Origin of the sequence: Bradyrhizobium sp. (assembly GCF_036735945.1) — a bacterium.
In the GTDB taxonomy this organism is placed as follows: Bacteria; Pseudomonadota; Alphaproteobacteria; order Rhizobiales; family Xanthobacteraceae; genus Bradyrhizobium.
Genome location: NZ_DAINNI010000009.1, coordinates 21,816 through 46,644 on the forward strand (window position 1 = coordinate 21,816; position 24,829 = coordinate 46,644).

Annotated in this window: 27 protein-coding genes; 11 read left to right on the forward strand and 16 right to left on the reverse strand. The window is 63.6% G+C overall.

Features of this window, described 5'->3' with window-relative positions:
- Positions 1-15: 15 nt before the first annotated feature.
- The 7 genes from cysT to cysG all read right to left on the reverse strand — a co-directional run bounded on the left by cysT (position 16) and on the right by cysG (position 6,663).
- Positions 16-822 carry a sulfate ABC transporter permease subunit CysT gene (gene cysT, locus V7E26_RS05115; protein WP_324414334.1) on the reverse strand — a complete coding sequence of 269 codons (807 nt, stop codon included), beginning with the start codon at positions 820-822 and terminating at the stop codon, positions 16-18.
- 69 nt (positions 823-891) lie between these two features.
- A complete protein-coding gene (locus tag V7E26_RS05120; RefSeq protein WP_324414145.1) occupies positions 892-1,881 on the reverse strand; it encodes a sulfate ABC transporter substrate-binding protein in 990 nt (329 codons plus the stop codon).
- Between the two features lie 138 nt (positions 1,882-2,019).
- The gene (locus tag V7E26_RS05125; RefSeq protein WP_324414146.1) at positions 2,020-2,751 is read right to left on the reverse strand and encodes a phosphoadenylyl-sulfate reductase; all 732 of its coding nucleotides are present in this window, start codon (positions 2,749-2,751) and stop codon (positions 2,020-2,022) included.
- A complete protein-coding gene (locus tag V7E26_RS05130; RefSeq protein WP_324414148.1) occupies positions 2,748-3,263 on the reverse strand; it encodes a DUF934 domain-containing protein in 516 nt (171 codons plus the stop codon). Before V7E26_RS05130 ends, V7E26_RS05125 begins: the two co-directional genes overlap by 4 nt.
- Positions 3,250-4,905 carry a nitrite/sulfite reductase gene (locus V7E26_RS05135; protein ID WP_324414150.1) on the reverse strand — a complete coding sequence of 552 codons (1,656 nt, stop codon included), beginning with the start codon at positions 4,903-4,905 and terminating at the stop codon, positions 3,250-3,252. The genes V7E26_RS05130 and V7E26_RS05135 overlap by 14 nt, the downstream gene beginning before the upstream one ends.
- A gap of 13 nt (positions 4,906-4,918) precedes the next feature.
- Positions 4,919-5,230: a DUF2849 domain-containing protein gene (locus tag V7E26_RS05140; protein WP_324414151.1), complete on the reverse strand. Its 312-nt coding sequence runs from the start codon at positions 5,228-5,230 to the stop codon at positions 4,919-4,921.
- A complete protein-coding gene (gene cysG, locus V7E26_RS05145) occupies positions 5,227-6,663 on the reverse strand; it encodes a siroheme synthase CysG (RefSeq protein WP_324414153.1) in 1,437 nt (478 codons plus the stop codon). Before cysG ends, V7E26_RS05140 begins: the two co-directional genes overlap by 4 nt.
- A gap of 144 nt (positions 6,664-6,807) precedes the next feature.
- Here cysG and cysD point away from each other — a divergent pair, with 144 nt between their 5' ends.
- Entirely contained in the window at positions 6,808-7,713 is a 906-nt protein-coding gene (gene cysD, locus V7E26_RS05150; RefSeq protein WP_324414155.1) for a sulfate adenylyltransferase subunit CysD, read from the forward strand.
- Between the two features lie 24 nt (positions 7,714-7,737).
- On the forward strand, positions 7,738-9,675 hold the full coding sequence (gene cysC / locus V7E26_RS05155) for an adenylyl-sulfate kinase (protein WP_324414157.1): 1,938 nt from the start codon (positions 7,738-7,740) through the stop codon (positions 9,673-9,675).
- Between the two features lie 148 nt (positions 9,676-9,823).
- Here the strand turns inward: cysC and V7E26_RS05160 are convergent, their stop codons facing one another.
- On the reverse strand, positions 9,824-10,417 hold the full coding sequence (locus V7E26_RS05160) for a hypothetical protein (protein WP_324414159.1): 594 nt from the start codon (positions 10,415-10,417) through the stop codon (positions 9,824-9,826).
- A gap of 125 nt (positions 10,418-10,542) precedes the next feature.
- Complete coding sequence (locus tag V7E26_RS05165; protein ID WP_324414161.1) at positions 10,543-11,079, reverse strand: REP-associated tyrosine transposase; 537 nt, start codon at positions 11,077-11,079, stop codon at positions 10,543-10,545.
- A 368-nt stretch (positions 11,080-11,447) separates the two neighbouring features.
- Between V7E26_RS05165 and V7E26_RS05170 the strand changes: the two genes are divergently transcribed.
- Together V7E26_RS05170 and V7E26_RS05175 are read left to right on the forward strand one after the other, a co-directional pair.
- A complete protein-coding gene (locus tag V7E26_RS05170) occupies positions 11,448-13,610 on the forward strand; it encodes a malate synthase G (RefSeq protein WP_324414163.1) in 2,163 nt (720 codons plus the stop codon).
- Positions 13,611-13,704: 94 nt separating this feature from the next.
- Entirely contained in the window at positions 13,705-13,905 is a 201-nt protein-coding gene (locus V7E26_RS05175; protein WP_324414165.1) for a CsbD family protein, read from the forward strand.
- A gap of 51 nt (positions 13,906-13,956) precedes the next feature.
- On the opposite strand, the gene V7E26_RS05180 is transcribed toward V7E26_RS05175, so the two are convergent.
- Complete coding sequence (locus tag V7E26_RS05180) at positions 13,957-14,109, reverse strand: Thivi_2564 family membrane protein (protein WP_324414167.1); 153 nt, start codon at positions 14,107-14,109, stop codon at positions 13,957-13,959.
- A gap of 210 nt (positions 14,110-14,319) precedes the next feature.
- Here V7E26_RS05180 and V7E26_RS05185 point away from each other — a divergent pair, with 210 nt between their 5' ends.
- Positions 14,320-15,030 (forward strand): hypothetical protein, encoded by a 711-nt coding sequence (locus V7E26_RS05185; RefSeq protein ID WP_324414168.1) that lies wholly within the window; start codon positions 14,320-14,322, stop codon positions 15,028-15,030.
- A 7-nt stretch (positions 15,031-15,037) separates the two neighbouring features.
- Here the strand turns inward: V7E26_RS05185 and V7E26_RS05190 are convergent, their stop codons facing one another.
- Together V7E26_RS05190 and V7E26_RS05195 are read right to left on the reverse strand one after the other, a co-directional pair.
- Positions 15,038-15,688, reverse strand: coding sequence for a DUF2865 domain-containing protein (locus tag V7E26_RS05190; protein ID WP_324414170.1), 651 nt, complete (start codon positions 15,686-15,688; stop codon positions 15,038-15,040).
- Positions 15,689-15,721: 33 nt separating this feature from the next.
- Complete coding sequence (locus tag V7E26_RS05195) at positions 15,722-16,483, reverse strand: L,D-transpeptidase (RefSeq protein ID WP_324414172.1); 762 nt, start codon at positions 16,481-16,483, stop codon at positions 15,722-15,724.
- A gap of 363 nt (positions 16,484-16,846) precedes the next feature.
- Between V7E26_RS05195 and V7E26_RS05200 the strand changes: the two genes are divergently transcribed.
- The 3 genes from V7E26_RS05200 to V7E26_RS05210 all read left to right on the forward strand — a co-directional run bounded on the left by V7E26_RS05200 (position 16,847) and on the right by V7E26_RS05210 (position 18,884).
- On the forward strand, positions 16,847-17,884 hold the full coding sequence (locus tag V7E26_RS05200) for an AI-2E family transporter (RefSeq protein WP_324414336.1): 1,038 nt from the start codon (positions 16,847-16,849) through the stop codon (positions 17,882-17,884).
- A gap of 66 nt (positions 17,885-17,950) precedes the next feature.
- A complete protein-coding gene (locus V7E26_RS05205; RefSeq protein ID WP_324414174.1) occupies positions 17,951-18,307 on the forward strand; it encodes a DUF883 family protein in 357 nt (118 codons plus the stop codon).
- 130 nt (positions 18,308-18,437) lie between these two features.
- Positions 18,438-18,884, forward strand: coding sequence for a hypothetical protein (locus tag V7E26_RS05210; protein WP_324414176.1), 447 nt, complete (start codon positions 18,438-18,440; stop codon positions 18,882-18,884).
- A 730-nt stretch (positions 18,885-19,614) separates the two neighbouring features.
- Here V7E26_RS05210 and V7E26_RS05215 read toward each other — a convergent pair.
- On the reverse strand, positions 19,615-20,013 hold the full coding sequence (locus tag V7E26_RS05215; protein ID WP_324414178.1) for a hypothetical protein: 399 nt from the start codon (positions 20,011-20,013) through the stop codon (positions 19,615-19,617).
- A gap of 259 nt (positions 20,014-20,272) precedes the next feature.
- On the reverse strand, positions 20,273-20,545 hold the full coding sequence (locus tag V7E26_RS05220; RefSeq protein ID WP_324414180.1) for a hypothetical protein: 273 nt from the start codon (positions 20,543-20,545) through the stop codon (positions 20,273-20,275).
- 53 nt (positions 20,546-20,598) lie between these two features.
- On the opposite strand from V7E26_RS05220, the gene V7E26_RS05225 reads away from it, so the two are divergent.
- Together V7E26_RS05225 and V7E26_RS05230 are read left to right on the forward strand one after the other, a co-directional pair.
- Positions 20,599-21,009, forward strand: coding sequence for a hypothetical protein (locus tag V7E26_RS05225; protein ID WP_324414182.1), 411 nt, complete (start codon positions 20,599-20,601; stop codon positions 21,007-21,009).
- A 157-nt stretch (positions 21,010-21,166) separates the two neighbouring features.
- Entirely contained in the window at positions 21,167-21,928 is a 762-nt protein-coding gene (locus V7E26_RS05230; protein ID WP_324414184.1) for an outer membrane protein, read from the forward strand.
- A 160-nt stretch (positions 21,929-22,088) separates the two neighbouring features.
- Here V7E26_RS05230 and V7E26_RS05235 read toward each other — a convergent pair whose 3' ends face one another.
- Together V7E26_RS05235 and V7E26_RS05240 are read right to left on the reverse strand one after the other, a co-directional pair.
- Positions 22,089-22,598 (reverse strand): hypothetical protein, encoded by a 510-nt coding sequence (locus tag V7E26_RS05235; protein ID WP_324414186.1) that lies wholly within the window; start codon positions 22,596-22,598, stop codon positions 22,089-22,091.
- A gap of 166 nt (positions 22,599-22,764) precedes the next feature.
- Positions 22,765-23,193: a hypothetical protein gene (locus V7E26_RS05240; protein WP_324414188.1), complete on the reverse strand. Its 429-nt coding sequence runs from the start codon at positions 23,191-23,193 to the stop codon at positions 22,765-22,767.
- Positions 23,194-23,570: 377 nt separating this feature from the next.
- On the opposite strand from V7E26_RS05240, the gene V7E26_RS05245 reads away from it, so the two are divergent.
- A complete protein-coding gene (locus tag V7E26_RS05245; RefSeq protein WP_324414190.1) occupies positions 23,571-24,659 on the forward strand; it encodes a mandelate racemase/muconate lactonizing enzyme family protein in 1,089 nt (362 codons plus the stop codon).
- Positions 24,660-24,829: the final 170 nt, after the last annotated feature.

A 24,829-nucleotide genomic window follows, 5' to 3' on the forward strand; every position in this document is an offset into this window, starting at 1 on the left:
GACATCGATCAGCCCTCAATGCGCGGGAATGCGGGTTTGCGCCCAGCGCTGCAGGCGATTGACGGCGAAGATGATCACGAAGGCAGCGAGCAGCATGACGACGGCGATCGCGGTTGCGTCGGCATAGCGGAATTCGGACAGGCGGATCACGATCAGGAGCGGTGCGATCTCCGAGACGTTCGGCAGGTTTCCGGCGATGAAGATCACCGAACCGTATTCGCCGACGGCGCGGGCGAACGCCAGCGCAAAGCCGGTCAGCAGCGCCGGGGTCAGGCTCGGCACGATGACCCGAAACACCGTATGCCAGCGATTGGCGCCGAGGCTGGCCGCGGCCTCCTCGATCTCGGGATCGAGATCGATCAGGACGGGCTGCACCGTGCGCACCACGAAGGGAATACCGATGAACACCATCGCCAGGAAAATGCCGATCGGCGTGAACGCCACCTTGATGCCGAGTTCGGCCAGGGGCGCGCCAAGCCAGCCCTTCTGCGCGAACAATTGCGTCAGCGCCACGCCGGCCACCGCGGTCGGCAGCGCAAAGGGGATGTCGACGATGGCATCGAACAGCCGCCGGCCCGGAAAGCGGTAGCGCACCAGCGCCCACACGATGATCGTGCCCATCACCAGGTTGACGCAGGCCGCCGCAAAGGAAAGGCCGAACGAAATCTTCAGCGCATTCAAGGTGCGGCGGCTGGTGAGGATTTCCCAGAATTGTCCGGGCGAAAGCTCGAGCGTCTTGAGAAACAGGCCGGCGAGCGGAATGAGGATGATGACGGAAAGCCAGGTCAGGGTCAGTCCCATGGTAAGGCCAAACCCGGGCAGGCTGCTTCGCCGCGCGACCGCTGTGCTCACATATCCCCCTGCTTCTGCTCCGGCCGCCTGCTCGCCAGATCAATTCTTGTAAATCTGGTCGAAAATGCCGCCTTCGCCGAAGTGATCTTTCTGCGCCTTGGTCCAACCACCGAAAACGTCGTCGATGGTGAAAAGTTCGACCTTGGCGAAGGATTTTTCGTACTCTTTCGCGATCTCCGAATCGCGCGGACGATAGGAATTGCGTGCGGCGATTTCCTGACCTTCCCTGGTATACCAATATTTCAGATAGGCCTCGGCGACCGCGCGGGTGCCCTTCTTGTCGGCAACCTTGTCGACGATGGCGACCGGCGGCTCGGCGAGGATCGACAGCGGCGGCGCCACGATCTCGAACTTGTCCTTGCCGAATTCGCGCTGCGCCAGGAACGCCTCGTTCTCCCACGCCAGCAGCACGTCGCCGACACCGCGCTCGACAAAGGTCACCGTCGAGCCGCGGGCGCCGGTATCCAGCACCGGCACGTTCTTGAAGAGGTCGGCAACGAACTTCCTGGCCTTGTCGGCCGAACCATATTTCTTTTCGGCAAAACCCCACGCCGCGAGGTAATTCCAGCGCGCGCCGCCCGACGTCTTCGGGTTCGGTGTGATCACCTGCACGCCGGATTTGATCAGGTCATCCCAATCCTTGATGGCCTTCGGGTTGCCCTTGCGCACCAGGAACACGATCGTCGAGGTGTAGGGCGCGGCATTGAGCGACAGCTTCTTCTGCCAATCCGTAGCCAGGAGGCCCTTGGCGGCGATGGCGTCGATGTCATAGGCGAGCGCCAGCGTGACGACATCCGCCTGCAGGCCGTCGATCACGGAACGCGCCTGCGAGCCGGAGCCGCCATGCGACTGCTTGATCTCGACGCTCTTGCCGGTTTCCTTCTGATAGGCCGCAGCGAACGCCTTGTTGAAATCGGCATAGAGCTCGCGCGTCGGATCATAGGACACGTTGAGCAGGCTGTAGTCGGCGGCAAAGGCCGAACCCGCCCAGAGCAATCCGGCAACCAGCGGCAGAATGCGACGGATCATCATCGATCTCCATTCGGCTCGATGAACCATATCATCAAAGCTGAAGCGCATAAGTCGCGACGAAAGGTCGCTTAGTCAATGAAACCGCGTTTTCTTGTTTTCGGTTCCGCAGCTTCATTGTCCTATCCGGACGGCACCCTACGAGGTTTTCGTGGTGTGGATGCCACATTCGGTCTTTGCCCTGTCGCGCCAACGGCCGGCGCGCGCATCCTCGTCGGGCGAGGTGCGGCTCGAACACGGCATGCATCCGACGGACAGGTAACCCGAGGCGACCAGCGGATGCGCAGGCAATTTGGCGAGCTTGTAGATCGCCTCGATCTCTTCGCGCGCCACGTGGGCGAACGGATTGAACTTCAGTTTCTCGCCATCTTCCTCGACGACAGGAATCTCGGCGCGCGCGCCGCCCTGAAAGCGTTTGCGTCCATTGACCCAGCCCGAGAACGGCTTGAGCGCCCGCGCCAACGGCTCCACCTTGCGGATGCGGCAGCAGGCGTCGGGATCGGAAAACCATAGTTCGTTATCGGGATCCTGATGCGACAGCGCCTCTTGCAGCGGCTTGACCGAGCGGACATCGCGAAGGCCGAGCACTGATGTCAGCGTGTCGCGATAGGCGAGCGTCTCCTCGAACAGCCAGCCGGTGTCGAGGAAGATCACAGGGATCGCGGGATCGACGTCGGCCATCACCTTGAGCAGCGCCGCCGATTCCGTGCCGAACGACGACACCAGCGCAAGCCGTTCGCGGCCGACGGTCTTCAGCGCAGTCTCGATGATGTGCGCCGGCGAGGCGTGACGCAGCGTATCGGCAAGCGTCTGCGCCGAATGACGGAGCGCGGGCTCGGTGGCGAGCGCACGCTGTAAAGTCGTGGTCACTGGCCGGCACTCTCCGAATGACGCAGCTGCATCCGCCGGTTGAGCGCGGTGACGCGTCCATCGCCGGTCGGCTGGTAGAACACGGAGTAGCGCTTCATGGTCTCGGCAAAGGCTTCGGCGTCGGCGTCCTTCTTGACCTCGAAGGCGTCGAAACCGGCGCGTGTCATGAACACGAACTGGTCGCGCAGCACCTGGCCGGTGGCGCGCAGCTCGCCGTCATAGCCGTGGCGCTCGCGCAGCAGGCGGGCCTGGCTGTAGGCCCGACCGTCGCGGAAGGTCGGGAACACCAGCGCGACGGCGGCGAGCCGATCGAGATAGGGCACGAGATCGTCGACGGCGCGACTGTTCGGCCAGATCACGCCGGTCTTGCCCGCGCGATCGAGAATCGCTTCCGGATCCTCGAGGAAGCGCGCCGCCGTGATCAGAACCGCGCCGTCGCCGGGCAGTTCGGCGCCGTCGGCGACGTGAACGAACAGATCGGTGGTTATTCCAGCGTTCTTAACGAGTGGCATAGACACGCTCCTTGAAAGGCTCGACGCCCAGACGCTTCACCGTGTCGACGAACAATTCCTCGGGACGGTCGCGCAGCGCGAGATAGGCTTCGACGATGTCTTCGATCACGTCGGCCACTTCGGCATAGGGAACGGCCGGGCCGATCAGGGCGCCCATCTGCGCGTTCTCGTCGGCGCGGCCGCCGATGGTGATCTGATAGTATTCCTCGCCGTTCTTCTCGACGCCGAGGATGCCGATATGGCCGACATGGTGATGGCCGCAGGCATTGATGCAGCCGGAGATGTTGATGTGCAGCCGGCCGATCATGTCGGCCGTGTCGTGATTGGCGAAACGCCGGGTCAGTTCCTGCGCGATCGGAATCGAGCGCGCATTGGCCAGCGAGCAGTAGTCCAGCCCCGGGCAGGCGATGATGTCGGTCACCAGGTTGACGTTCGGCGTGGCGAGCCCGAGCCGGTCGAGCGCCTTCCAGAGCTGCGGCAGGTCGCGCTTGGCGACATGCGGCAGCGCCAGGTTCTGTTCGTGGCCGACGCGAATCTCGCCGAAGGAATAGCGGTCGGCGAGATCGGCGACCGCATCCATCTGGTCGGCGGTGGCGTCGCCGGGCGGGCCGCCTACCGGCTTCAGCGACAGCGTCACGATCGAATAGCCCTGCACCTTGTGCGGCGCGACCGAGTTCTTGCGCCAGCGCTCGAACAGCGGATCGGCCGCCGCCTGCTTCAGCTCGTCCGGCATGTGCGGCAGCTTTTCGTAAGCCGGATAGGAGAAGCGCGAGCGCACCTCCTCGATGGCGGAATGATCGAGCGTCAGGGAACTGTGCCCCATCTGCTTCCATTCCTCCTCGACCTCGCGCGAAAACTTCTCGATGCCAAGCTCGTGGACCAGGATCTTGATGCGGGCCTTGTAGATGTTGTCGCGGCGGCCGTACTGGTTGTAGACGCGCAGGATCGCCTCGACATAGCTCAGGATGTCGCGACCGGCCACGAACGGCTTGATGATCTTGGCGATGAACGGGGTACGCCCGAGGCCGCCGCCGACCAGCACCTCGAAGCCGGTCTCGCCGTCGGCATTCTTGTGCAGACGCAGGCCGATGTCGTGGATCTTGATCGCGGCGCGATCGTGCTCGGACGCGGTGATCGCGATCTTGAACTTGCGCGGCAGGAACGAGAATTCCGGATGCAGCGTGGTGTGCTGGCGCAGGATTTCCGACCAGATGCGGGGATCCTCGACCTCGCCCGGCGCAACGCCGGCCCACTGGTCCGAGGTGACGTTGCGCATGTTGTTGCCGGAGGTCTGCATCGCATGGATGCCGACATCGGCGAGATCGGCCAGTGCATCGGGCAATTCGGCCAGCTTGATCCAGTTGAACTGGATGTTCTGCCGCGTGGTGAAATGGCCGTAGCCGCGGTCATAGCGCCGCGCGATATGCGCGAGCCGGCGCAACTGCTTCGACGACAGCGTGCCATAGGGGATAGCGACGCGGAACATGTAGGCGTGCAGCTGCAGGTACACGCCGTTCTGCAGGCGCAACATCTTGAATTCGTCCTCGGTGAGCTCGCCGGCAAGGCGGCGCTTCACCTGATCGCGGAATTCCGAGACGCGTTCGTTGATGAGCGTGCGGTCGAGTTCGTCATATGCGTACATGATGGACTAGCCTTCAGGCCGGAAGAAGGTCGATGGTGACGCCCTTCGAGCGGATGTGTTCGCGCAGATTGCCGGGCTTGACCGCCCCGCCCTTCAGTTCGACCGGCGCGATATAGGCACCGACCGCGCCGACGTCGTCGGCGGCGCTTTCGGCGAGCAACGCACGCGCGTCATCCGAGGTGCTGACGATCGCGGCCTCCGACAGCGCGGTCGACCAGCCCCTTTGCCCGGTCCGGTAGACCACGGCGCCATCCCAGGTGCGGTTGGCGGTCACCATCGACGGCCCTGCGATTCTGATTTTCTTCTGTTCGAGCGGAGAGGTCATTCGGCAGCATCCAGCAGTTTGGAGAGGACTTGATTGAGGTTTGACCGACGCCACGGCGCGGAATGCGCGACGACGTCGCCGATGATGAGGATGGCGGGGCCGCCATCGATTTTCTCGACCAGCGCGGGAAGGTTTTCCAGCGTCCCGACCACGGCCTTCGCATCCGGCCGCGTCACCCGCGCGAACACGCCGACGGGCGTTTGCGGCAGGCGGCCGGCGGCCAGCAGGCCCGCGCGAATCGACGGCGCGGCCGTCATGCCCATGTAGACCACAATGGTCATCTTCTTGTCCGTCAGCACCGACCAGTCGACGGTTTCGGCGTCCTTGGCCTTGTGCGCGGTCAGGAAGGTGATGCGGAGCGATTCGTGCCGATAGGTCAGCGGCGCCTCGAACTGCGCGGCAGCCCCTAACCCTGCGGTAATGCCCGGCACCACCGAACAGGCGACGCCCGCGGCGCGCAGCACTTCGATCTCTTCCCCGCCGCGGCCGAAGATGAAGGGGTCGCCGCCCTTCAGGCGCACCACGCGCTGTCCTGATTTGGCAGCATCGACCAGGAGCTCGTTGATCGCATCCTGTCCGATGCCGGGCTTGCCGACACGGCGGCCGACCGGAACGCGCGAGGCATCGCGGCGCACCCGATCGAGAATTTCCTGAGAGACCAGTTCATCGTAGTAGACGACGTCGGCGTCCTGCAGGGCGCGCAGCGCCTTGACGGTGAGCAGATCCGGATCGCCTGGTCCTGCGCCGACCAGCGTCACCCGGCCCTCGGCCTTGCCGTCGTTGTCCGCGCCCGCGAAGGCTGAGGGATCGGCGATTTCGTTCAGCGCCTTCTCCGCCTCGCTGTTGCGACCGGCAAGAACCAGCGCGCCGATCGGCCCGTCGATCACGCGCTCCCAGAAACGGCGGCGCAGCGCGAATTCGGGAATGCGCGCATTCATTGCCTTGCGAAAGCTGCCGATGAAGGTGGCGAGATCGCCGATGCGCGCCGGCAGCGCCGCCTCGATGCGCTCGCGGATGCGGCGCGCCACCACCGGCGAGGTGCCGCCGGTGCCGACGGCAACGACGACGTCACCGCGATCGACGATCGCCGGAAAGATGAAGGTGGAATGCGCGAGGTCGTCCATCACATTGACGGGCAGTCCGACCGCCCTCGCGCGCGCCGACATCGCAACGCCGATGTCGCCGGCGCCGGCGCAGAGAATGGCAATGATGCCGCAGAGATCGGCCGAGAGCGGATCGCCGGTGACGGCCTCGATCCGCGCCACGTCGTCAGCGGCGAGGCCCGTGAGATCATGGTTGCCGTCGGTCGCATACCAGCGGACCCGGGCGCCGGCCGCCGCCAGCAGCCGCAGTTTGGCGCGCGCGAGCTCACCCGCTCCAACGAGCAGCACCTTGCCGCTTTGCAAATCCAGGAAGACAGGCAGATAGCGCATCCGACACTCGCTTTCCCCGACCGGGGGGTTGACTGAAATTATTTTCTATTTATGTCTCGATCAAGAGCTACAAAGAGAAAATTATTTCTTCTCTATTGCAGCGCAACTTTAGAATTTTTCCACTCTCAAGTCCAAGGCGCAGAGATGCATCTTCTCGACCATGATTCCAGCGGACAGGGGTTGCACCCCATAGCCCTGCCCGAAGCATCTTTCGTGCCGAAAATTTTTCCCGGCCGGGCCCTGCCGCCGCCCTCGATGGACCACCTCGATGAACTCGAGGCGCAGAGCATCTACATCCTGCGGGAGGCGTTCGCGCGGCTGAAGAAGCTCGCGCTGCTGTGGTCGCTGGGCAAGGATTCCAACGTGATGATCTGGCTGGCGCGCAAGGCCTTCTTCGGCCGCGTGCCCTTCCCGGTACTGCACGTCGACACCGGCAAGAAATTTCCGGAGATGTACGCGTTCCGCGATCGTTTCGGAAAGGAATGGGATCTCGATCTCAAGGTCGAGCCCTGCCCGCCCATCGACGCCGTCGATCCCACTCTGCCGCCGGCCGCACGGTCGGCGGCGCGCAAGACCGAAGGGCTCAAGCTCGCGCTCAACAAATACGGCTTTGACGGCCTGATCGCCGGCATCCGCCGCGATGAGGAAGCCACCCGTGCCAAGGAGCGCGTGTTCTCGCCGCGCGGCCTCGAAGGCGGCTGGGACGTGCGCGATCAGCCCCCGGAATTCTGGGACCAGTTCAACGCCTCGGTGCCGCCGGGCGCGCATTTGCGCATCCACCCGATCCTGCATTGGACCGAGGCCGACATCTGGGCGTACACCAGGCGCGAGAACATTCCGATCATCCCGCTCTACCTGTCGAACAACGGCAAGCGCTACCGCTCGCTCGGCGACGCCGACATCACCTTCCCGGTGGCCTCGACCGCTTCCAACATCGACGAAATCCTGACCGAACTCGACGGCACCAAGGTGCCCGAGCGCGCCGGCCGCGCGCTGGACCACGAGACCGAAGACGCTTTCGAGCGGCTGCGTGTCGCCGGTTACCTCTGACGGACATTTGCTGTGAGCGTCGCCATGAACATGATCCTTCCCGCCAGCGTTTCGGCCACGCCGAACGGCACCACGTCGATGCCAAATGGCACGACGCGCCCCCAGGTCCGCATCGTCATCGTCGGCCATGTCGACCACGGCAAATCCACCCTGGTCGGCCGCCTGCTGCATGAGACCGGCAGCCTGCCCGAGGGCAAGCTTGAAATGCTGAAGGCGGTCAGCGCACGGCGCGGCATGCCGTTCGAATGGTCGTTCCTGCTCGATGCGCTGCAGACCGAGCGCGACCAGGGCATCACCATCGACACCACGCAGATCCGCTTCCGCACCCGCTCGCGCGACGTCGTGCTGATCGACGCGCCCGGCCATGCCGAATTCCTGCGCAACATGATCACCGGCGCCTCGCAGGCCGACGGCGCGGTGCTGATCATCGACGCGCTGGAAGGCGTGCGCGACCAGACCCGGCGGCACGGCTATCTGCTGCATCTGCTCGGCATCAAGCAGGTCGCGATCGTCGTCAACAAGATGGACCGCGTCGATTTCAGCGCCGACCGCTTCAAGGAAATCAGCGACGAGATCTCGGCGCATCTGACCGGCCTCGGCGTAACGCCGTCAGCCGTGATTCCGATCTCTGCGCGCGATGGCGACGGCGTTGCCGAACACACCGCCCGCATCGGCTGGTATCGGGGACCGTCCGTCGTCGAAGCGCTCGACGCGCTCGAGCCGGCGCGCCCGCTGGAGCAGCTTGCGCTGCGCCTGCCGGTGCAGGCGATCTACAAGTTCGACGACCGCCGCATCGTCGCGGGCCGCATCGAATCCGGTCATCTCGCAGCCGGCGATGAAATCGTGATCATGCCGGCCGGCAAGATCGCGAAGATCAGGACCGTCGAGAGCTGGCCGGTGACGCCGCTCAAGGGCGGTCACGGCGCCGGCCGCTCGGTCGGCATCACGCTCGACCGCGAATTGTTCATTGAGCGCGGCGACGTTATCGCGCATGCCGGCGCCACCCCGCGCGACACGCGGCGAATTCGCGCCCGCATTTTCTGGCTGCACGACAAGCCGCTGTCGAAGGGCGATCAGATCCTGATCCGACTCGGCACGCGGGAAACCCGCGCCAGCGTGGTCGCGATCGAGAAGGCGGTCGACCCCGGCGAACTCTCCAACGAGGAGACCAAGGCGATCGCGCGCAACCATGTCGGCGAAATCGACATCTCGCTGGCGCAGCCAATCGCGGCCGACCCCTATCAGGACAATCCGCGCACCGGGCGGCTGGTGATCGAAGTCAACGGCCGTATCGCCGGCGGCGGTCTCGTGCTGTCGGTCGATGCCGGACAGCGCGCCGTCCCGGTCGACATCGTGCCGGTCGAATCCGCGCTGCGCCCCGAGGAACGCTCGGCGCGCTATCGCCACAACGGCGCGGTGGTCTGGCTGACCGGCCTGCCGGGCGCCGGAAAATCCACGCTCGCGCGGGCGCTGGAGCGCCGCCTGTTCTCGCGCGGCGGTTCGCCGATCCTGCTCGATGGCGACACGCTGCGCGCGGGTCTCAATGGTGATCTCGGTTTTTCGGCAAAGGACCGCACGGAGAACATCCGCCGGCTGGCTGAAGTTGCAACCCATCTGGCGCGAAACGGGCACATCGCGGTGGTCGCCGCGGTATCGCCGTCGGCGGAAGATCGCGCCGCCGCACGCCGCATCGCCGACGCCTCGTTCCGCGAGATCTATGTCGCAACGCCCGCCGAGGTCTGCGAGAGCCGAGATCCCAAGGGCCACTACGCCAAGGCGCGCGCCGGCACGCTGGTGGCGTTCACCGGGATCGGCAATGACTACCAGCCGCCGGTCCAGGCCGAACTGAGCATCGACACCTCGGGCAAATCGGTCTCCGATGCGACCGACCAGATCGAGCGGATGCTGGCGGAAACCGGCATTCTGTTCGACGAACTGGTCGATCTGGCGGCGAATATCTAACGGCTGTCAGTAGGATGGGTTGAGCCCTTCGCGAAACCCATCATCTTCGCAGACCACGACTGGCATCGTTTGCGGAGTTACAGCAGCAACCTTCCGACTGGGTGCGCCCTCGCGTTGAGTGATGGGTTTTACGAAGAGTTCAACTCCATCACGGAAGGTAATTTTTACTAATCTGCGGATATTCCGGGAATACATTCTGCGCGTGCTCATGCAAGATCACGCGATCGAAATGCCGCTCAACCAGCCGAATATCCGTTCCAATGCCACAGAAGAGGACCGTGACGAAGTCGTCATGCGTTAGAAGCGTCTTTCGTGCACGACGCTGGTCCCGGAAGCATGCGGCCCGCGGTTGATAGGCCTCTGCTTGCCCAATCGACAAAGGCTCACGGTTGCGCTTCATTTCGATGTGCAATGCGATTTTCCTCCCCGCCGAGTTCCGCAAAAAGAATATCGCGTCAATTTCCATGGAGACCGACTTGTCGATGCGGCAATCGCAGGATTGGCAAGGCTCATACCAATAATTCGACCAGAACGGGCAGGTCATGGAGTCGGTCGGATCTCGCTTTTTCCATTGCTCCTGCCACAGCGGCTCAGCATCTGCATAAGCCTGGGCATATTTCGTCCCGTCCAATAGGAACATGCGCGACGTAGCCTCATCCCTCACCCCGCGAGCAATTGCAGCCAGATAAGGTTGAGCAGCCAACTGGTAGCGGCAGGTGCCATGATCGTAGAATTCTGGCATCTGACATTCCTCCCTTTTGCTAACACGCCGCCTTGAAGTTGTGAGCGTTGCGCGACTAGTCGAAGCGGCCCGCAAGCGCAACGGATGGCTCAACCGCTTGCGAGCCAGTCGCATTGCTCCATGGATCAGTCTCGCTCGCCAAACTTGCCATTGTGCACGGCCGCATCGCCCGCCCAATCCTCCGGATAGATCCCAAGCTTCACCATGCGATGGAACGACGAAAACGGCCAGTCCCGCACGCGTGTTACGAGCCCATGTTTAACCGGGTTGATGTGGATGTAATCGACGTGACGCGCAAAATCGTCCTCATCGCGGATCGTATGTTCCCAGTAGCGCCGTTGCCAAATGCCGCGTTCGCCTCTGGCGGCACGGCTTTCGGATATTCGTTCGCCGGAAGGAAGACTGTGCGAAAACGTCGACTTGATAAGCTGCCAGCGCGTGGCGAAATCCGCATCACCTTCCGGTAGCGTCCAGACGGCGTGGAGGTGATCCGGCAAAACGATCATCGCATCGATCGTGAATGGATGCCGGTGTCGCACCTTTCGAAACGCGTTGCGTAATTCTTCGATATGCTCCGTTAGCAGTTGCAGCCTTCGTTCCGCCAGATTGACGGTGAAGAAGAAGCTACCTCCGGTGATGAAGTTACGACGATAGCTGGTCATGCGGCGCGCGGAAGGATGGGTTTCGCAAAGGGCTCAACCCATCCTACAAGCCATCTCGCGCCCGCAACAAGCACGGTCGGCAGGGTGGGTTGAGCCCCTGAAGAAGCCCGTCAGCTTCGCAAACCGGCGGCAACCTGATCCCACAACTGGCCCTCTGATTGTGGGCCTTAGGAGCGACGGGTTTCGCAAAGAGTTCAACCCATCCTACTTTCTGGCGGCCAATATCTAGATCTAGCCCTTTTGGGGCCTTCTCATCGACCCGGCTTTAGGGCTAAAAGGGCGGCCAACGTCGCCCTTTTTGGCGCGTTTTTTGCTGCTTTTGGCCAGAAGGCAGCCTGTAACCGCCATTTCTCTTGAGAAAGCCCATCATGAAGCGTGTCGATGCCCACGGACTGAAGATCGCCCCTGTCCTGTTCGATTTCATCGCCAAGGAGGCGGCCCCCAAGAGCGGGATCGCGCCTGACGCGTTCTGGGCAGGCGTGGCGGCCATCATCAAAAAGCTGGGGCCGAAGAATCGCGAGCTGCTCGCCTTCCGCGACGCGCTGCAGAACAAGATCGACGACTGGCATCGCGCCAACAAGGGCAAGGCATTCGACGTCAACGCCTATACCGCCTTCCTCAAGGAGATCGGCTATCTCCTGCCGGAGCCGGCGACCCACAAGGTCGAGACATCAAATGTCGACGAGGAAATCGGCAAGATCTGCGGGCCGCAGCTCGTCGTTCCCCTGACCAACGCCCGCTACGCGCTGAACGCGGCGAATGCGCGCTGGGGCTCGCTCTATGATGCGTTCTACGGCACCGACGCGATCCCGCACGATCCGAGCGAGGCTGGCCGGGGCTTCAACAAGGCGCGCGGCGACAAGGTGATCGCCAAGGCAAAAGCCTTCCTCGACGCGGCCGTACCGCTCGCGACCGGCAGCCACACCGACGTGACGTCGTACAGCGTGATCGCCGGCCAGCTCGCGGTGAAGCTGAAGAGCGGCAACGCTACCGCGCTGAAGACGGCTGCGCAGTTCGCCGGCTACCAGGGCGATGCCGCGCAGCCTTCCGCGATCCTGCTGGTCAACAACGGCATGCATATCGAGGTGAAGATCGACCACAGCAACGTGATCGGCAAGGACGATCCCGCCGGCGTCGCCGACATGATCCTGGAATCGGCGGTCTCCACCATTCTCGACATGGAAGATTCGGTCGCCGCCGTCGATGCCGAGGACAAGGTGCTGGTCTATCGCAACACGCTCGGCCTGATGGACGGCACGCTGTCGGCCGATTTCGAAAAGGGCGGCAAGACGCTGAAGCGTTCGCTCAACCCTGACCGCGTCTACAAGACGCCTGACGGCAAGGATCTCACGCTGCACGGCCGCAGCCTGCTGTTGATGCGCAATGTCGGCCACCACATGTTCACCGACGCCGTGCTCGACGAGAGGGGCGAGGAGATTCCGGAAGGCCTGCTCGATGCCGCCGTCGCCGGCCTGCTCGCGATCCACGACCTCAAGGGTTCTTCGAAAACCAAAAACAGCCGCACCGGCTCGATCTACATCGTCAAGCCGAAGATGCACGGCCCTGACGAGGTGGCGCTGACCTGCGAACTGTTCAGCGACGTGGAAAAGCTGCTCGGCCTGCCCGAGAACACCATGAAGGTCGGCATCATGGACGAGGAGCGCCGCACCACGGTCAACCTCAAGGCCTGCATCCAGAATGCGTCGAAGCGCATCTGCTTCATCAACACCGGCTTCCTCGACCGCACCGGCGACGAGATCCACACTTCGATGGAAGCCGGCCCGATGATCCGCAAAAACGACATGAAGGCGCAGCCCTGGATCAAGGCCTATGAAGACTGGAACGTCGACATGGGCCTGATCGACGGCCTGCCCGGCCATGCCCAGATCGGCAAGGGCATGTGGGCGGCGCCGGACAAGATGGCGGACATGCTGACCCAGAAGCTCGGCCATCCGCAGGCCGGCGCGACCACCGCATGGGTGCCCTCGCCGACCGCCGCGACGCTGCACGCGCTGCATTATCACCAGGTCAACGTGATCGCGCGCCAGCAGGAACTCACCAGGGGCGGCCAGCGCGCAAAACTCTCCGACATCCTCACCATCCCGGTGTCGCAATCGAACTGGGCGCCCGATGACGTCAAGCAGGAGATCGACAACAACTGCCAGGGCATTCTTGGCTATGTCGTGCGCTGGATCGACCAGGGCGTCGGCTGTTCCAAGGTGCCTGATATCCACGACGTCGGCCTGATGGAAGACCGCGCCACCTTGCGCATCTCCAGCCAGCATCTGGCGAACTGGCTGGCGCATGGCGTCGTCAGCAGGGACCAGGTGATGGAATCGCTGAAGCGCATGGCCGTCGTGGTCGACAAGCAGAACGCCGGCGATCCGCTCTACAAGCCGATGGCGCCTTCGTTCGACGGCGTTGCGTTCCGGGCCGCCTGCGACCTCATCTTCAAGGGCCGCGAGCAGCCGAACGGCTACACCGAATTCATCCTCACCGCGCGCCGCCGCGAAGCCAAGGCGGCGGGCTGATCACATCATCACGGTCACGATGCCGCATCGCTAATCGAGGAACACCTGAGCTTGTTGTCCGTTGATTGTCATCCCAACATTGAAGGAGATGGCGATGGACTGGAACAGGGTTGAAGGTAACTGGAAGCAGTTCAAGGGCTCGGCGAAGGAAAAGTGGGGCAAGCTCACCGATGACGATCTCAACGTCATCGAGGGCCGCCGCGAGCAGCTTGAGGGCAAGCTGCAGGAACGCTACGGCTTCGCCAAGGACCAGATCCGCAAGGACGTGGACGACTGGTTCGGAACCCTGAAATAATCAAGCAAGCGAAAGCCCCGGCCGAAAAACCGGGGCTTTTCGTTGCGCCGGCTAGATCGAGATGTATCGGAGCAGCGAGATCACGCCGAGGATGATCACCACGACGCGCGCGATCTGCTTGGCGCGGCCGTCGAGCGGCAGCAGGTTGACCAGATAGAGGACGAGGATAACGACCAAAAACGTGATGAGTATGCTGACGAGCATGCGGTTCCCCCTTTGGGCATTTGGCTGGAAATGCGCTGGTAGCGATTTGTTAACGTGAACGCCGGCAGGGGGTTCCCGCATGCGGAACTTCAAGCCCTTTGGCGAAAAAGCCAATCATTTCAAATCAATCCCGTAGTATTACGCGGTTCCCGCTTGGATAAGTATTTACGCTTTTCCCGCCAAATGGCCGCGAAGCCTCTGGGGAAGCTCATGTTGAATCGTCTGACCGTATCCGCGCTATTGAAAATCGTCATCCTGGCCACGTCGTTCAGCGTTGTGGTCGGATTCTCGCTCAATGCCTGGGATTCCTGGGGCCGCTTGCAGGCGGCAAGCCGCATTGCGGTCATCGGCGATGCCTCCGCGAACATCTTCAAGGCGATGCACAATCTGCGCACCGACCGCTCGACGACCACGCGGCTGCTGAATTCCGATGCGCCGATGGACGCCGACATCGAGAAATACCTGCGCAACATCCGCGACACCGAGATGCCGGCGATGGGCAAGGCGCTCGGCCTGCTCGGCGGCGTGCAATTCGCGCAAGGGCAGACGCTCGTGCCGGAATTCGACAAGCTCTACAAGACGATGGGCACCCTGCAGAGGGAATTCTGGGAGGCCGTGGCCCAGCCGAAGGCCTCGCGCCGCCCGACGCTCGTCAAGGATTACACGGACGCGGCGAACGGGATGCTGGAGGTGCTCGAAAAGCTTTCCGGCGCGCTTGCCGCCGCCGTCAACCACCAGGACGCGACGATCGACCAGTTGCTGGCGATCAAGCAGATCGCCTGGCTGTTGCGCAACACCGCGGGTGAAGCCTCGCTGATCGTTTCGACCGGGCTCAGCGCCGGCAAGGTTTCGCCGGAGACGCAGAGCCAGCAGCTTGGCAATCAGGTCACCGCGTTCCTCGGCAAGATCCGCGCAGCTTAGACGGCTCTCACTCCCGCGCCACGACCGGCGCGCGGGCGTATTTGGCGCGGATCTTTTCGGACACCGGGGAGAAATTCAGCTCGGCGCCGCGTTTGTCGGCGCTGCGGCCGGCGACCTGCAGGCCGTTCTCGCCGGCGACGATGTCGCCCTTGCGCAACGTCGGGTCATCCTCGATCTTGACCGGGGCAAGCCCGATCTGGTCCTTGCCGTTGCAGGTGCAGCCGCTGACCAGTTCGTTGCGGTAGCGGAACGCGTTCGGCAGATCCGAATAGGATTTTCCGTTGTCGGCGGTCGCGTCGTCGATCGTGCTGCCGGAGTAAACCTTGGTCTCGCTCGCCGGGCAGAGCTTGTTGCAGGACGCGGCCCGGCTCGCATTGTCCGACGCGGTCACCGGGAAGTAGCGTCCGTCGCAGGTCCGCACGCAATAGGCCTGGCCACCGCCTCCGCCGGAATAGCGCGCGCGCCTCTCGCTGCGCGGCGCAGGGACCTGGTCGTCGTCGCCGGCGAACGGCATCCGGATGTATCGCTGCTGCGGTTGCGGCTGGTTGAAGCCACCGAACATCTGCGAGAAAAAGTCCTGTGCCTGCGCAACAGGCGCCAGCACGGACGCGCATACCATCGCGGCCGTCCCCCATGCCGCCAGTCTTCCCATTCGCATCGAGCTTCTCCCGTTACGCAACACGGCGCTTCATCAGTTCACTTGCGGCGCAATAAGGTTCATCGCCTGGCGGCCGGAGGGCGCTCCCTCCACCGCGCGCGGAGGCGCGCCGAGCGGACGAACCGTCCTGCCATCTCCGCCACGCGCCATCACCGGCGCGCGCTTCGGCAGCACCACCACCTTGGCGCCGACCTCGACACGGTTGAACAGGTCGGTAACGTCCTCATTGGTCAGACGGATGCATCCCGATGAGACGAATTTTCCGATCGTCGAGGCATCGTTGGTGCCGTGGATGCGGTATTGGCTGGTACCGAGATACATCGCCCGCGCGCCCAGCGGATTGCCGGGACCGCCGGCCATGAAGCGCGGCAGATAGGGCTGGCGCGCGATCATTTCCGCCGGCGGATGCCAGTCCGGCCATTCCGCCTTGCGGCTGACCGTCTGCACGCCCGACCAGGTAAAGCCCTCGCGACCGACGCCGACGCCATACCTGATGGCCCGGCCCTGGCCGAGCACGTAATAGAGCGTGGTGTTGCCGGTATCGATGACGATGGTGCCCGGCGCCTCGCTGGTGCCGAAGGCGACGACTGCGCGGCGCAGCCGCTCAGGGGTCGCGCTTTCGTCGGAGCCGATCACCTCATCGGCGGGATAGGCGGCCGGCTGGGTGGAAGCATAGCCAAGCGCCTGCGCATTCGCAGGACGCGACAGCGTCAATGGCGTCAGCAATGCAACGCTGATGACGGCGAGCGCGCTCGCGACGCGCGACGAAGGTCGGCGAACGTAGAACTGTGTCATGGGACTGCCCCGTGGGATGTGCATCCTGCGATGCTCTGCCCAACAAACGCCATTCGACGGCTGCGGTTCCGTCCGACCCATGGCATGGCGCTTCACGTCAAGGCCTGTCTCGCTCACGCTTGCGCGATGGAACCCGCATCGCCCCTCGACGTTATGGCCGCAGTCCGTCTCGCGGCGCCGCTTTCGCCGTGTCATCACCGCTTCGGGCGAGGGAAAACCATCGTGAGCGTCACTCCCACCAAGCCTTCGTCCGCCAAGCCTTCGTCCGCTGCGAAGTCTTCATCCCTCACGCCTGCGGCCGCCAAATCTCCGCCTTCCAAGCCTGCCCCGGGCGGCACGCCGGTCACCGACAGCAAGTTCGAATTGCCGCCGGTCATCCGCCGTCAGGAAGTCGTGGCGATCTGCCTCGTCGGCCTGCTGATCATCTGCATCATCACCGGGCTCTATCTCGCCAAGGCGTTCTTCCTGCCGATCACCATGGCCTTCATCGTCGGCACCATGCTGTCGCCGGCCGCAAGTTTTCTCGAGCGCTTCCGGATTCCGCGCGCCCTCGCCGCGGTGCTGATCGTGATCACCGCCACCGCCGGCGCCACTTTCATGGTCGGCCTGATCGGCTCGCCCGCGGTCGAATGGAGCAGCAAGCTGCCGGAGCTTGGCTCGATGCTGAAGGAAAAGCTGCACGTCTTCGACCGGCCGCTCGCGCTCTGGCAGCAACTGCAGAGCACGATCGGCGGCCCCGACAATCTGGGCTCGCTGCACCTGCCGAAGATCGACTGGGTGCAGCCGGCCCTTGAATTCCTGTCACCGACCTTTGCCGAATTCCTGCTGTTCATCGCCACGCTCATCATGTTCATCGCGAGCTGGCGCGACCTGCGGCGCGCCCTGATCATGAATTTCGGCGAGCGCGAGTGGCGCCTGCGGACGCTGCGGATCCTCAACGAGATCGAGGGGCACCTCGGCAACTATCTTCTGATCGTCACCATGATCAATGTCGGCGTCGGCATCATTACCGGCTTGATCTGCGCCATCACGGGCATGCCCAACCCCGCAGGTCTCGGCGCCCTCGCGGCCATCCTGAACTTCATTCCGATCATCGGGCCGGTGGCGATGTTCGCGGTGCTGGTCGTGGTCGGCATTGTCTCGTTCCCGACCTTGGGCGGGGCCCTGCTGGCGCCGGCGATGTTTACCGTCATGACCTTCATGGAAGGCCATTTTCTGACGCCGATGATCGTTGGCCGCCGGCTGGCGCTGAATGCGCTCGCGGTGTTCCTGGCGCTGGCGTTCTGGACCTGGTTGTGGGGGCCGATGGGCGCGTTCCTCTCCTCCCCGCTTCTGATCGTTGCGCTGATCGTGAAGGAGCACCTGATGCCGGATGATGCTCCGCAACTGCCGGAGGGCTAGCGTCTGGAACTTCCTGTTCCATGATGCGTTGGTTCCACAACTGAGTTCGATAACCGGGAGCTTTCGATGTCTGACGCCCTCAAGAATCTGACGGACAAAGCGACCTATGAACGCCTGGAAAAGGACGTAACCGCCGTGAAAAACGATATCGCAGCCCTGACCGATCAGATCACCGACGCGTTGAACAGTTTTGCCGGCACCGCCGGCAAGCAGGCCCGGCGCGGCTACAAGCAGGCGCGCGCCAATGCCGAAGCGGCGGTCGACGACATGTCGGAGCGCGGCAGCGCCATGATGGAAGCCGCGCAGGACGCCGCCTCCTCGATCGAGGAGACGCTGGAGGATGTCATCACGCAGCGGCCGCTGGCGACGGTTGGCCTTGCGCTCGGTCTCGGCTTTCTGATCGGCGTGACCTGGCGCAGATAATTCCCGGCGGCTCTCGCGCCGGCAGACTTCGTGCAGGCAATTCCGGCGCCGGGACTCTTTTCCGGTGCGGGTCGGTCGCGACGCCGCGCGACCTGTTTCGTTGACGTCGTTTTCAGATCGAGGCTCGTCCATGCTTCAGCGCTTCATCGATGATTTCAAGGAATCCACCGGCAGTGCGCTGCGGCTGACCTCACTGGCGATGGCCGCGGCCGTGGCCTTGCTGATCACGACCGCCTTTCTGTGCGCGGCGGCCTTCGTCTTTGTGCTTCAGCATTACGGTCCCGTGCAGGCCTGCCTCACGGGAGCCGCGGTCTTCTTCGTCGTCACCCTGATCGCCGCCGGCTGCTACATGATGCGCAAGCGGCAAATCGCGGCGCGCGCCGAGCAGGCGGCGAGAGCCGCAAAATCCACCGCCCAGAGCATGCTGTCCGATCCGGCGATGCTAGCGGTCGGCATCCAGGTGATCCGCGCCGTCGGCGTCAAGCGTCTGATCCCGATCCTCGCCGTCGGCGGCCTGGCACTGGGCTTCCTCGCCAGCCGCGCCAACGCAGACAGCAACGAGGCGCCGGCGGAGTAGCCGCACACACCACTGTCATCCTCCGCGCATGCGGAGGATCCAGTACGCCGCGGCCTCTCGGTTCAATCATTGGCGTCTCTGAAAACTGGATCGTCCGCCCCAGTGCGCAATTGCGCACAAGGCGGACGATGACAGTTAAATATGACGCTGCGATCTCGCGACATGTTTTGCCCGAGGTTTGTATCTCGTTGGTCGCCCTCTCCAATCTGAGGGCGCAGGGAAGACCGGGTGCGCGCCGCACCCGCGGTCTCGTGTGCTGTTGCGCATAGCAAGAGATGCACACGAGCATACAGGTTCGGCGGGAGCATCCCGGCCTTCCCTGCGCAATGGCTTTACGGCTTACTTCGCGCTCTTCTCGGAGAACGGCTCTTTTGCCTCCGTCGCCCGCAGGACGCTTTCGCACCCTTCGGACTTAACGCCAGCACCACGGCGCCAGAACCACACGACTTCACCGTACGCTTCCGGCGCGCTACGTCTATCGCGCCATCGGCGTCCATCGCATCTCACTGCACGCTGGTGACGATGGCCGACGCCCCTCATCTGCGGTGAGACGAGCGGGATTATCCGCTGATTTGGGGTGAGAACGGAAGCGGAATGTTTTTATTTCCGGGGCTTGACTCGGATTCTGAAAACCAGAAGTGAGTTGCCCGTCGGGCAAACGCATCACAGGCGCCGTCGGGTGGGCAAAGCGACAGCGTGCCCACCGGCCATCACAAGATCGGCGACGCGATCACGTCACGCAGCGGCCGGGCTGGAGCAGCTTGGCGACTTCGGTCAGCATGCTGACCGGCGGCTCGCAGGCGACGGCGGTCTTCGATCCGGCGGGCTTCAATGCATTGGGCCTGGCCGGCGGCTCGGGACGGTTCCGCGCCTCCCTGGCGACGGGAACGCGAACGACCACGGACATGTCGTCGAGGCCCATGGCCCGGATCGTGACCGTCTCGGTGTCCCTGGAGGCGGCCTTGAGCGCCCCGCGATCGGCCTTGCCCGCGCGGTTGACGTCCGACACCGGCGCGGTTGCGGCGAACTGCCGAAAGTCCGAGAGGTCATGGCCGGAGGCGAACTGGACCGCGCCGAATGTTGCGGAACCGGCGAGAACAACAAAAAACGCTTTGAAAATCTGCGACATGACAACCTGTCCCTCGCCCCAATGGCGACGAAGACACAACCCGAAGCGACCCGCAGGAGGTCCGACGCCACTCGATCACTTAACCGTGTACGAAAAATATTCGGAAACAACGGGAACGAAGTCGGGGGCCTCGGAGTCATCCCGGCAGCCGGTTATTCCCCCTGCCCCATTGACCGGCGACGTAGGGCGCGACCGTGGTGATGCCGGTCGCGCCCTGCTTTTTTCGCAGCTTGCAATAGACGCTGCTGCGGAGGGCACCTCAGCGACAGACGTAGGCGCCGTTCACAAGCACGCGGACACATGCCGTGCCGGCAGCCGCCGCGCCTACCGCGGCGCCGCCTACCACTGCCCGCCGGGTGGTGCGACGCGCGACGCCGGCGACGCTGACCGGTGTTGCAGGACGTCCGACCCTCGCTTCGGCGCCTTGAACCGATAGCGCAAGACCGCGATCCTGCGACCATTCAATCGAGCCAAGTCCGCACGCCAGCGTGGCTGCAACGAGCAGTATCCGCGTAACGGCAATCCGCTTCATGGCGATGTCCTCCCTGTGAGAACTGAGCCTTTCTCGGGAGTGACGAGCGTCTCTTGATTTACATCAACAACCGGATTTCGTTCTGGAGCGCATGCACAAGATGCGGTTGTGTCCCAGCCGCGCAGCCTTTGCGTTCGCGCGAGCCGGGTCTCGACGCGACCAGCGGCGCGGTCCGAGGAACGATGGTGACGGGTGCAATGACGCCGATCTGGTACGTCACTTTCGAAGTTCGCAAACGGGGCATCCTGCCCAGGCAGCGCAGCCCTCGCGAGACAAGGACGTTTGTCACGGAAGCCGAGGCCAAGACATTCGCGCGCGCGAAGCTCGAAGAAGGCCTGACGGTATTCGCCGGGACGCTCAATCCTCACACGCCCAAACAAATCGTCCCGTCCTCACAGATCTACGCCTGGCTCGCCCATGAAGAATGCGACAGCGATCAGCCGAGCCGTGGGGATCGCGAGTAGTGCACGATCGCGTGCACAGGGATTGCGCTTGGGTGTTGCCATTCCGTTACGCGGGTATCCTCCGACGCAGACTAGTTTTGCAGTGTAGTGCAAGTGATTTGCACGCAACCGTGCACATGCGTCGAGTGCGTGAACTGATGAAAAAGGGGACTCTGCGATGAGAAAGTTATTGGCCGCCGCTGTCAGTCTCGCGGCAATTATCGGGGCCGAGGCCACCGCTCCTGCATCGGCTGCCGACATGGCCGTCAAGGCCGTGCCTCCAGCTCCGCTGCCGGTGATCTATAACTGGAGCGGCTTCTACATTGGCGGCAACGGCGGCTGGGGATCGAGCCGCAATTGCTGGGACTTCGTCACTGCGGCGGGACTGGTTGTCGCTGACGCCTGCAGCGATCGCTCCGGCGGTCTGATCGGTGGGCAGATCGGCTATCGCTGGCAGACCGGCGGCTGGGTGTTCGGCCTGGAAGCGCAAGGCGATTGGGCCGATCTCAGCAACACGCGCCTCAGCCTGATCGACCAGAGATTCTCGACCCGGGTGCGTACCGACGGCATCGGTCTCTTCACCGGGCAGGTCGGCTACGCCTGGAACGCGGCGCTGTTTTACGTCAAGGGCGGCGCTGCCGTGACGAGCAACAGCTACGATATCCTCACCACGATCGACGGACTCAGCGTGGCCTCGGCCAACTCCACGCGCTGGGGCGGCGCGGTCGGCGTCGGGTTCGAATACGGCTTTACACCGAACTGGTCGGTCGGCCTCGAATACGATCACCTGTTCATGGGCGATGCGAACAACTCGTTCTCGGTGGCGAACCCCATCGTCGCCGGTGCGCTCAACCGCATCAACCAGGACGTCGACATGGTCACGTTGCGCATCAACTACCGCTTCGGCGGCTATGGGGCGCCGATCGCCGCGCGCTACTGACAGGCAGGCTATCTCCAGCGGACTTCAAGCCCCGGCCATGGCCGGGGCTTTTTTCTTGAACCTCGTCGCGCGCAGCCGTCGTCGCGAATGCGCGCCCACGGACGCCGCAAAGCATCAGGGAGCCGCTGGTCGAGCCGCCGCCTGACTGTTTTCGGATAACCTACTGGCAAGGATACATCCGGCCGTCATCCAGCTTGGTCATCGTGCCGGGTACGCATTTGAAGAAGTTGCGCCCGGAGTAATCTTCCCATCCGCTATAGCCGTAGTAGGGAGAGACTCCGGCGCGGACCCTGGCCGGGTAATACGGCTGGCCGAAATGGGGATCGGCCGCCTGGGCGGCGTAGGCATTATTCCAGTTGTTGCCATAGTAACCGGTGTTTCCCCAGCCGTAATAGCCGGGTGACGTTGCGGCGGCGACAGCGCCTGCCGTGGCAACGGCTGCCGCTCCCGCGACGCCTGCGCCGACCCCGTAGCCGTACGCGGCTCGCCGTGTCTGGCGGCGCGCGACACCGGCAACGCTCACGGGGGTAAGGGGCCGGCCGACCCGCGCCTGGGCTTCATCGACCGACAGCGAGACGCCGCGTTGCTGAGACCAACTGACGGAGAGCAATCCCGCGCAAGCAAAGGTCGATACCGCAATTGCAATCTTGGTCAAGGATTTCCTGGTCATGCTTCTGCTCCTGGCTGTTTGCCCCGTTCGATGATGCATTTCGCAGTCTGACCGTTGCGCGTTCTTGGGTGGCGCTTGTTGTTGGAGAGGAGGCGTGGCCTCCGTTGAGCTCAGGTCATTCACGTCTCGATGACACCCGTGCAGCTTCGCTCGCCGTCCCCTGTTTTCACCACCACATCCTGCCGCCGAACCAATCGAACTGCTGCTGTCGCGCAAGCCTCACCTTGCGCGGTGCCTTCCGCGAATGCGCAGATTTGATCCCGGAGCGCTTCGCGTCAGGGAGTTTCGACCTGTTCAGATCGGATGGTTGCACCTGCGCAAACGCCTGCCGCGACTTGGCAGAGACGTCCTCGGCGGATGGCGGGACTGGCGCGGCAACTTCGGCTGTAACGGCCTCTACGCGATGGGTCACCGCCGGGACGCTGGTGTCGAACACCACGCGTTCCGGCAGCTTCATCGCGGGATGAATTCGGATCTCCGCACGATGACTTTCGGCGTGCTCAACGGCCGGCAGCGACGGCAGAAACGCGCCGGCGCCAAGCAAGGCGAGAAGCAGTGCTCCGCCAACGAGGAGGAAGTATCGCGCAAGGGGCATCCAAGGCTCCACACCCCCCAGGGTGTGTCGTATCGGTCTGTCATGACCCGTCCCGCAAGCGCTCGCGCAGCGGCGAGCATGGGCGATAACGATGAGCGGGAGCCGCGGCCAGTCTTCCCCAAGGTCGCCGCCTCGACGCCGGTCTCACATTGGCCGACGCTAACCTCACCTGCGCACGCAATTGCAACCAACGCATTTCGCCGAGCGACAAGCGTTGATCTGGATCAACGAACATGCGTCGGCTTCAGAATCAACACAACTAGAAGTGATCCATCGGAATTTCAAACAACGATCGTGGGAGGACGACGCCATTGCCACCGGTTGCCCTAGCCCCTCGACCGACCTAACGTGCCACAAAAAGCCGGGATGAAAGCACAATGGCACGCATCAAGAAGATCGAGACCGGATTGTACCGGATCCCCCTGACGATCACGCTCTCCGACAGCACGCATGGCGAGATCACCGCCTTCGAACTGATCACCGTCCGCATCCACGACGGCGATGGCGCCGAGGGCGTCGGCTACACCTATACCGTCGGGCGCAACGGCGGCGCGGTGGCCGACATTCTGCGGCGGGAAATTCCAGGCATGATCGAGGGCCGCGAGGCCGACGACACCGAGGCAATCTGGCATCAGGTCTGGTGGGGCCTGCATTATGGCGGGCGTGGCGGGCCGCCGGTGCTGGCGCAATCGGCGCTCGACATCGCGCTGTGGGACCTGAAGGCGCGCCGCGCCAATCTGCCGCTTCACCGGCTGCTGGGCGGCTTCGACGCCCGCGTGCCCTGCTATGCCGGCGGCATCGACCTCGATCTCTCCGTCGCCGAGTTGCTGAAGCAGACCGATGGCAATCTCGCCAAGGGCTTTCGCGCGATCAAGATGAAGGCCGGCCGGCCCGATCTCGCCTCCGACGTCGCGCGGGTGCAGGCGATGCGCAAGCATCTCGGCGACGGCTTTCCGCTGATGGTCGACGCCAACATGAAGTGGACGGTCGAGGAAGCCATCCGCGCCGCCCGCGCGTTCCGGCCCTACGATTTGACCTGGCTGGAAGAACCGATCATCCCCGACGATGTCGGCGGCCACGCCCGCATCATGGCGGCCGGCGGCGTGCCGATCGCGGCGGGTGAAAACCTGCGCTCGCTATGGGAGTTCAAGAACTACATCGTCGCCGGCGCGGTGTCCTATCCGGAGCCCGACGTCACCAATTGTGGCGGCGTCACCGCCTTCATGAAAATTGCGCGGCTTGCCGAAGCCTTCAATCTGCCGGTGACCAGCCACGGCGCGCATGACGTGACCGTGCACCTGCTCGCCGCCTGCCCGAACCGCTCCTATCTGGAAGCGCATGGATTCGGCCTCGACCGCTATATCGAACATCCGCTCGTGCTCAATGACGGGATGGCCCTGGCGCCGCCACGGCCCGGGCATGGCATAAACTTCGACTGGCAGGGGCTGTCGCGGCTGGCGGGCTGACCGTTCGGCTTATTCCTTCGACCGCCGCGCGCCCGCAAATAGCTGAGGCGAGTCGGATCGGATAACAGGCCGCCCTTTCAGTCGAACGGCCTGTTATCCTTCTCGCTCCGCCGAAACTCAATTCCTCTTCGAGGAACCGCATATCCACGGTCTTCGAAAAATCGATGGAG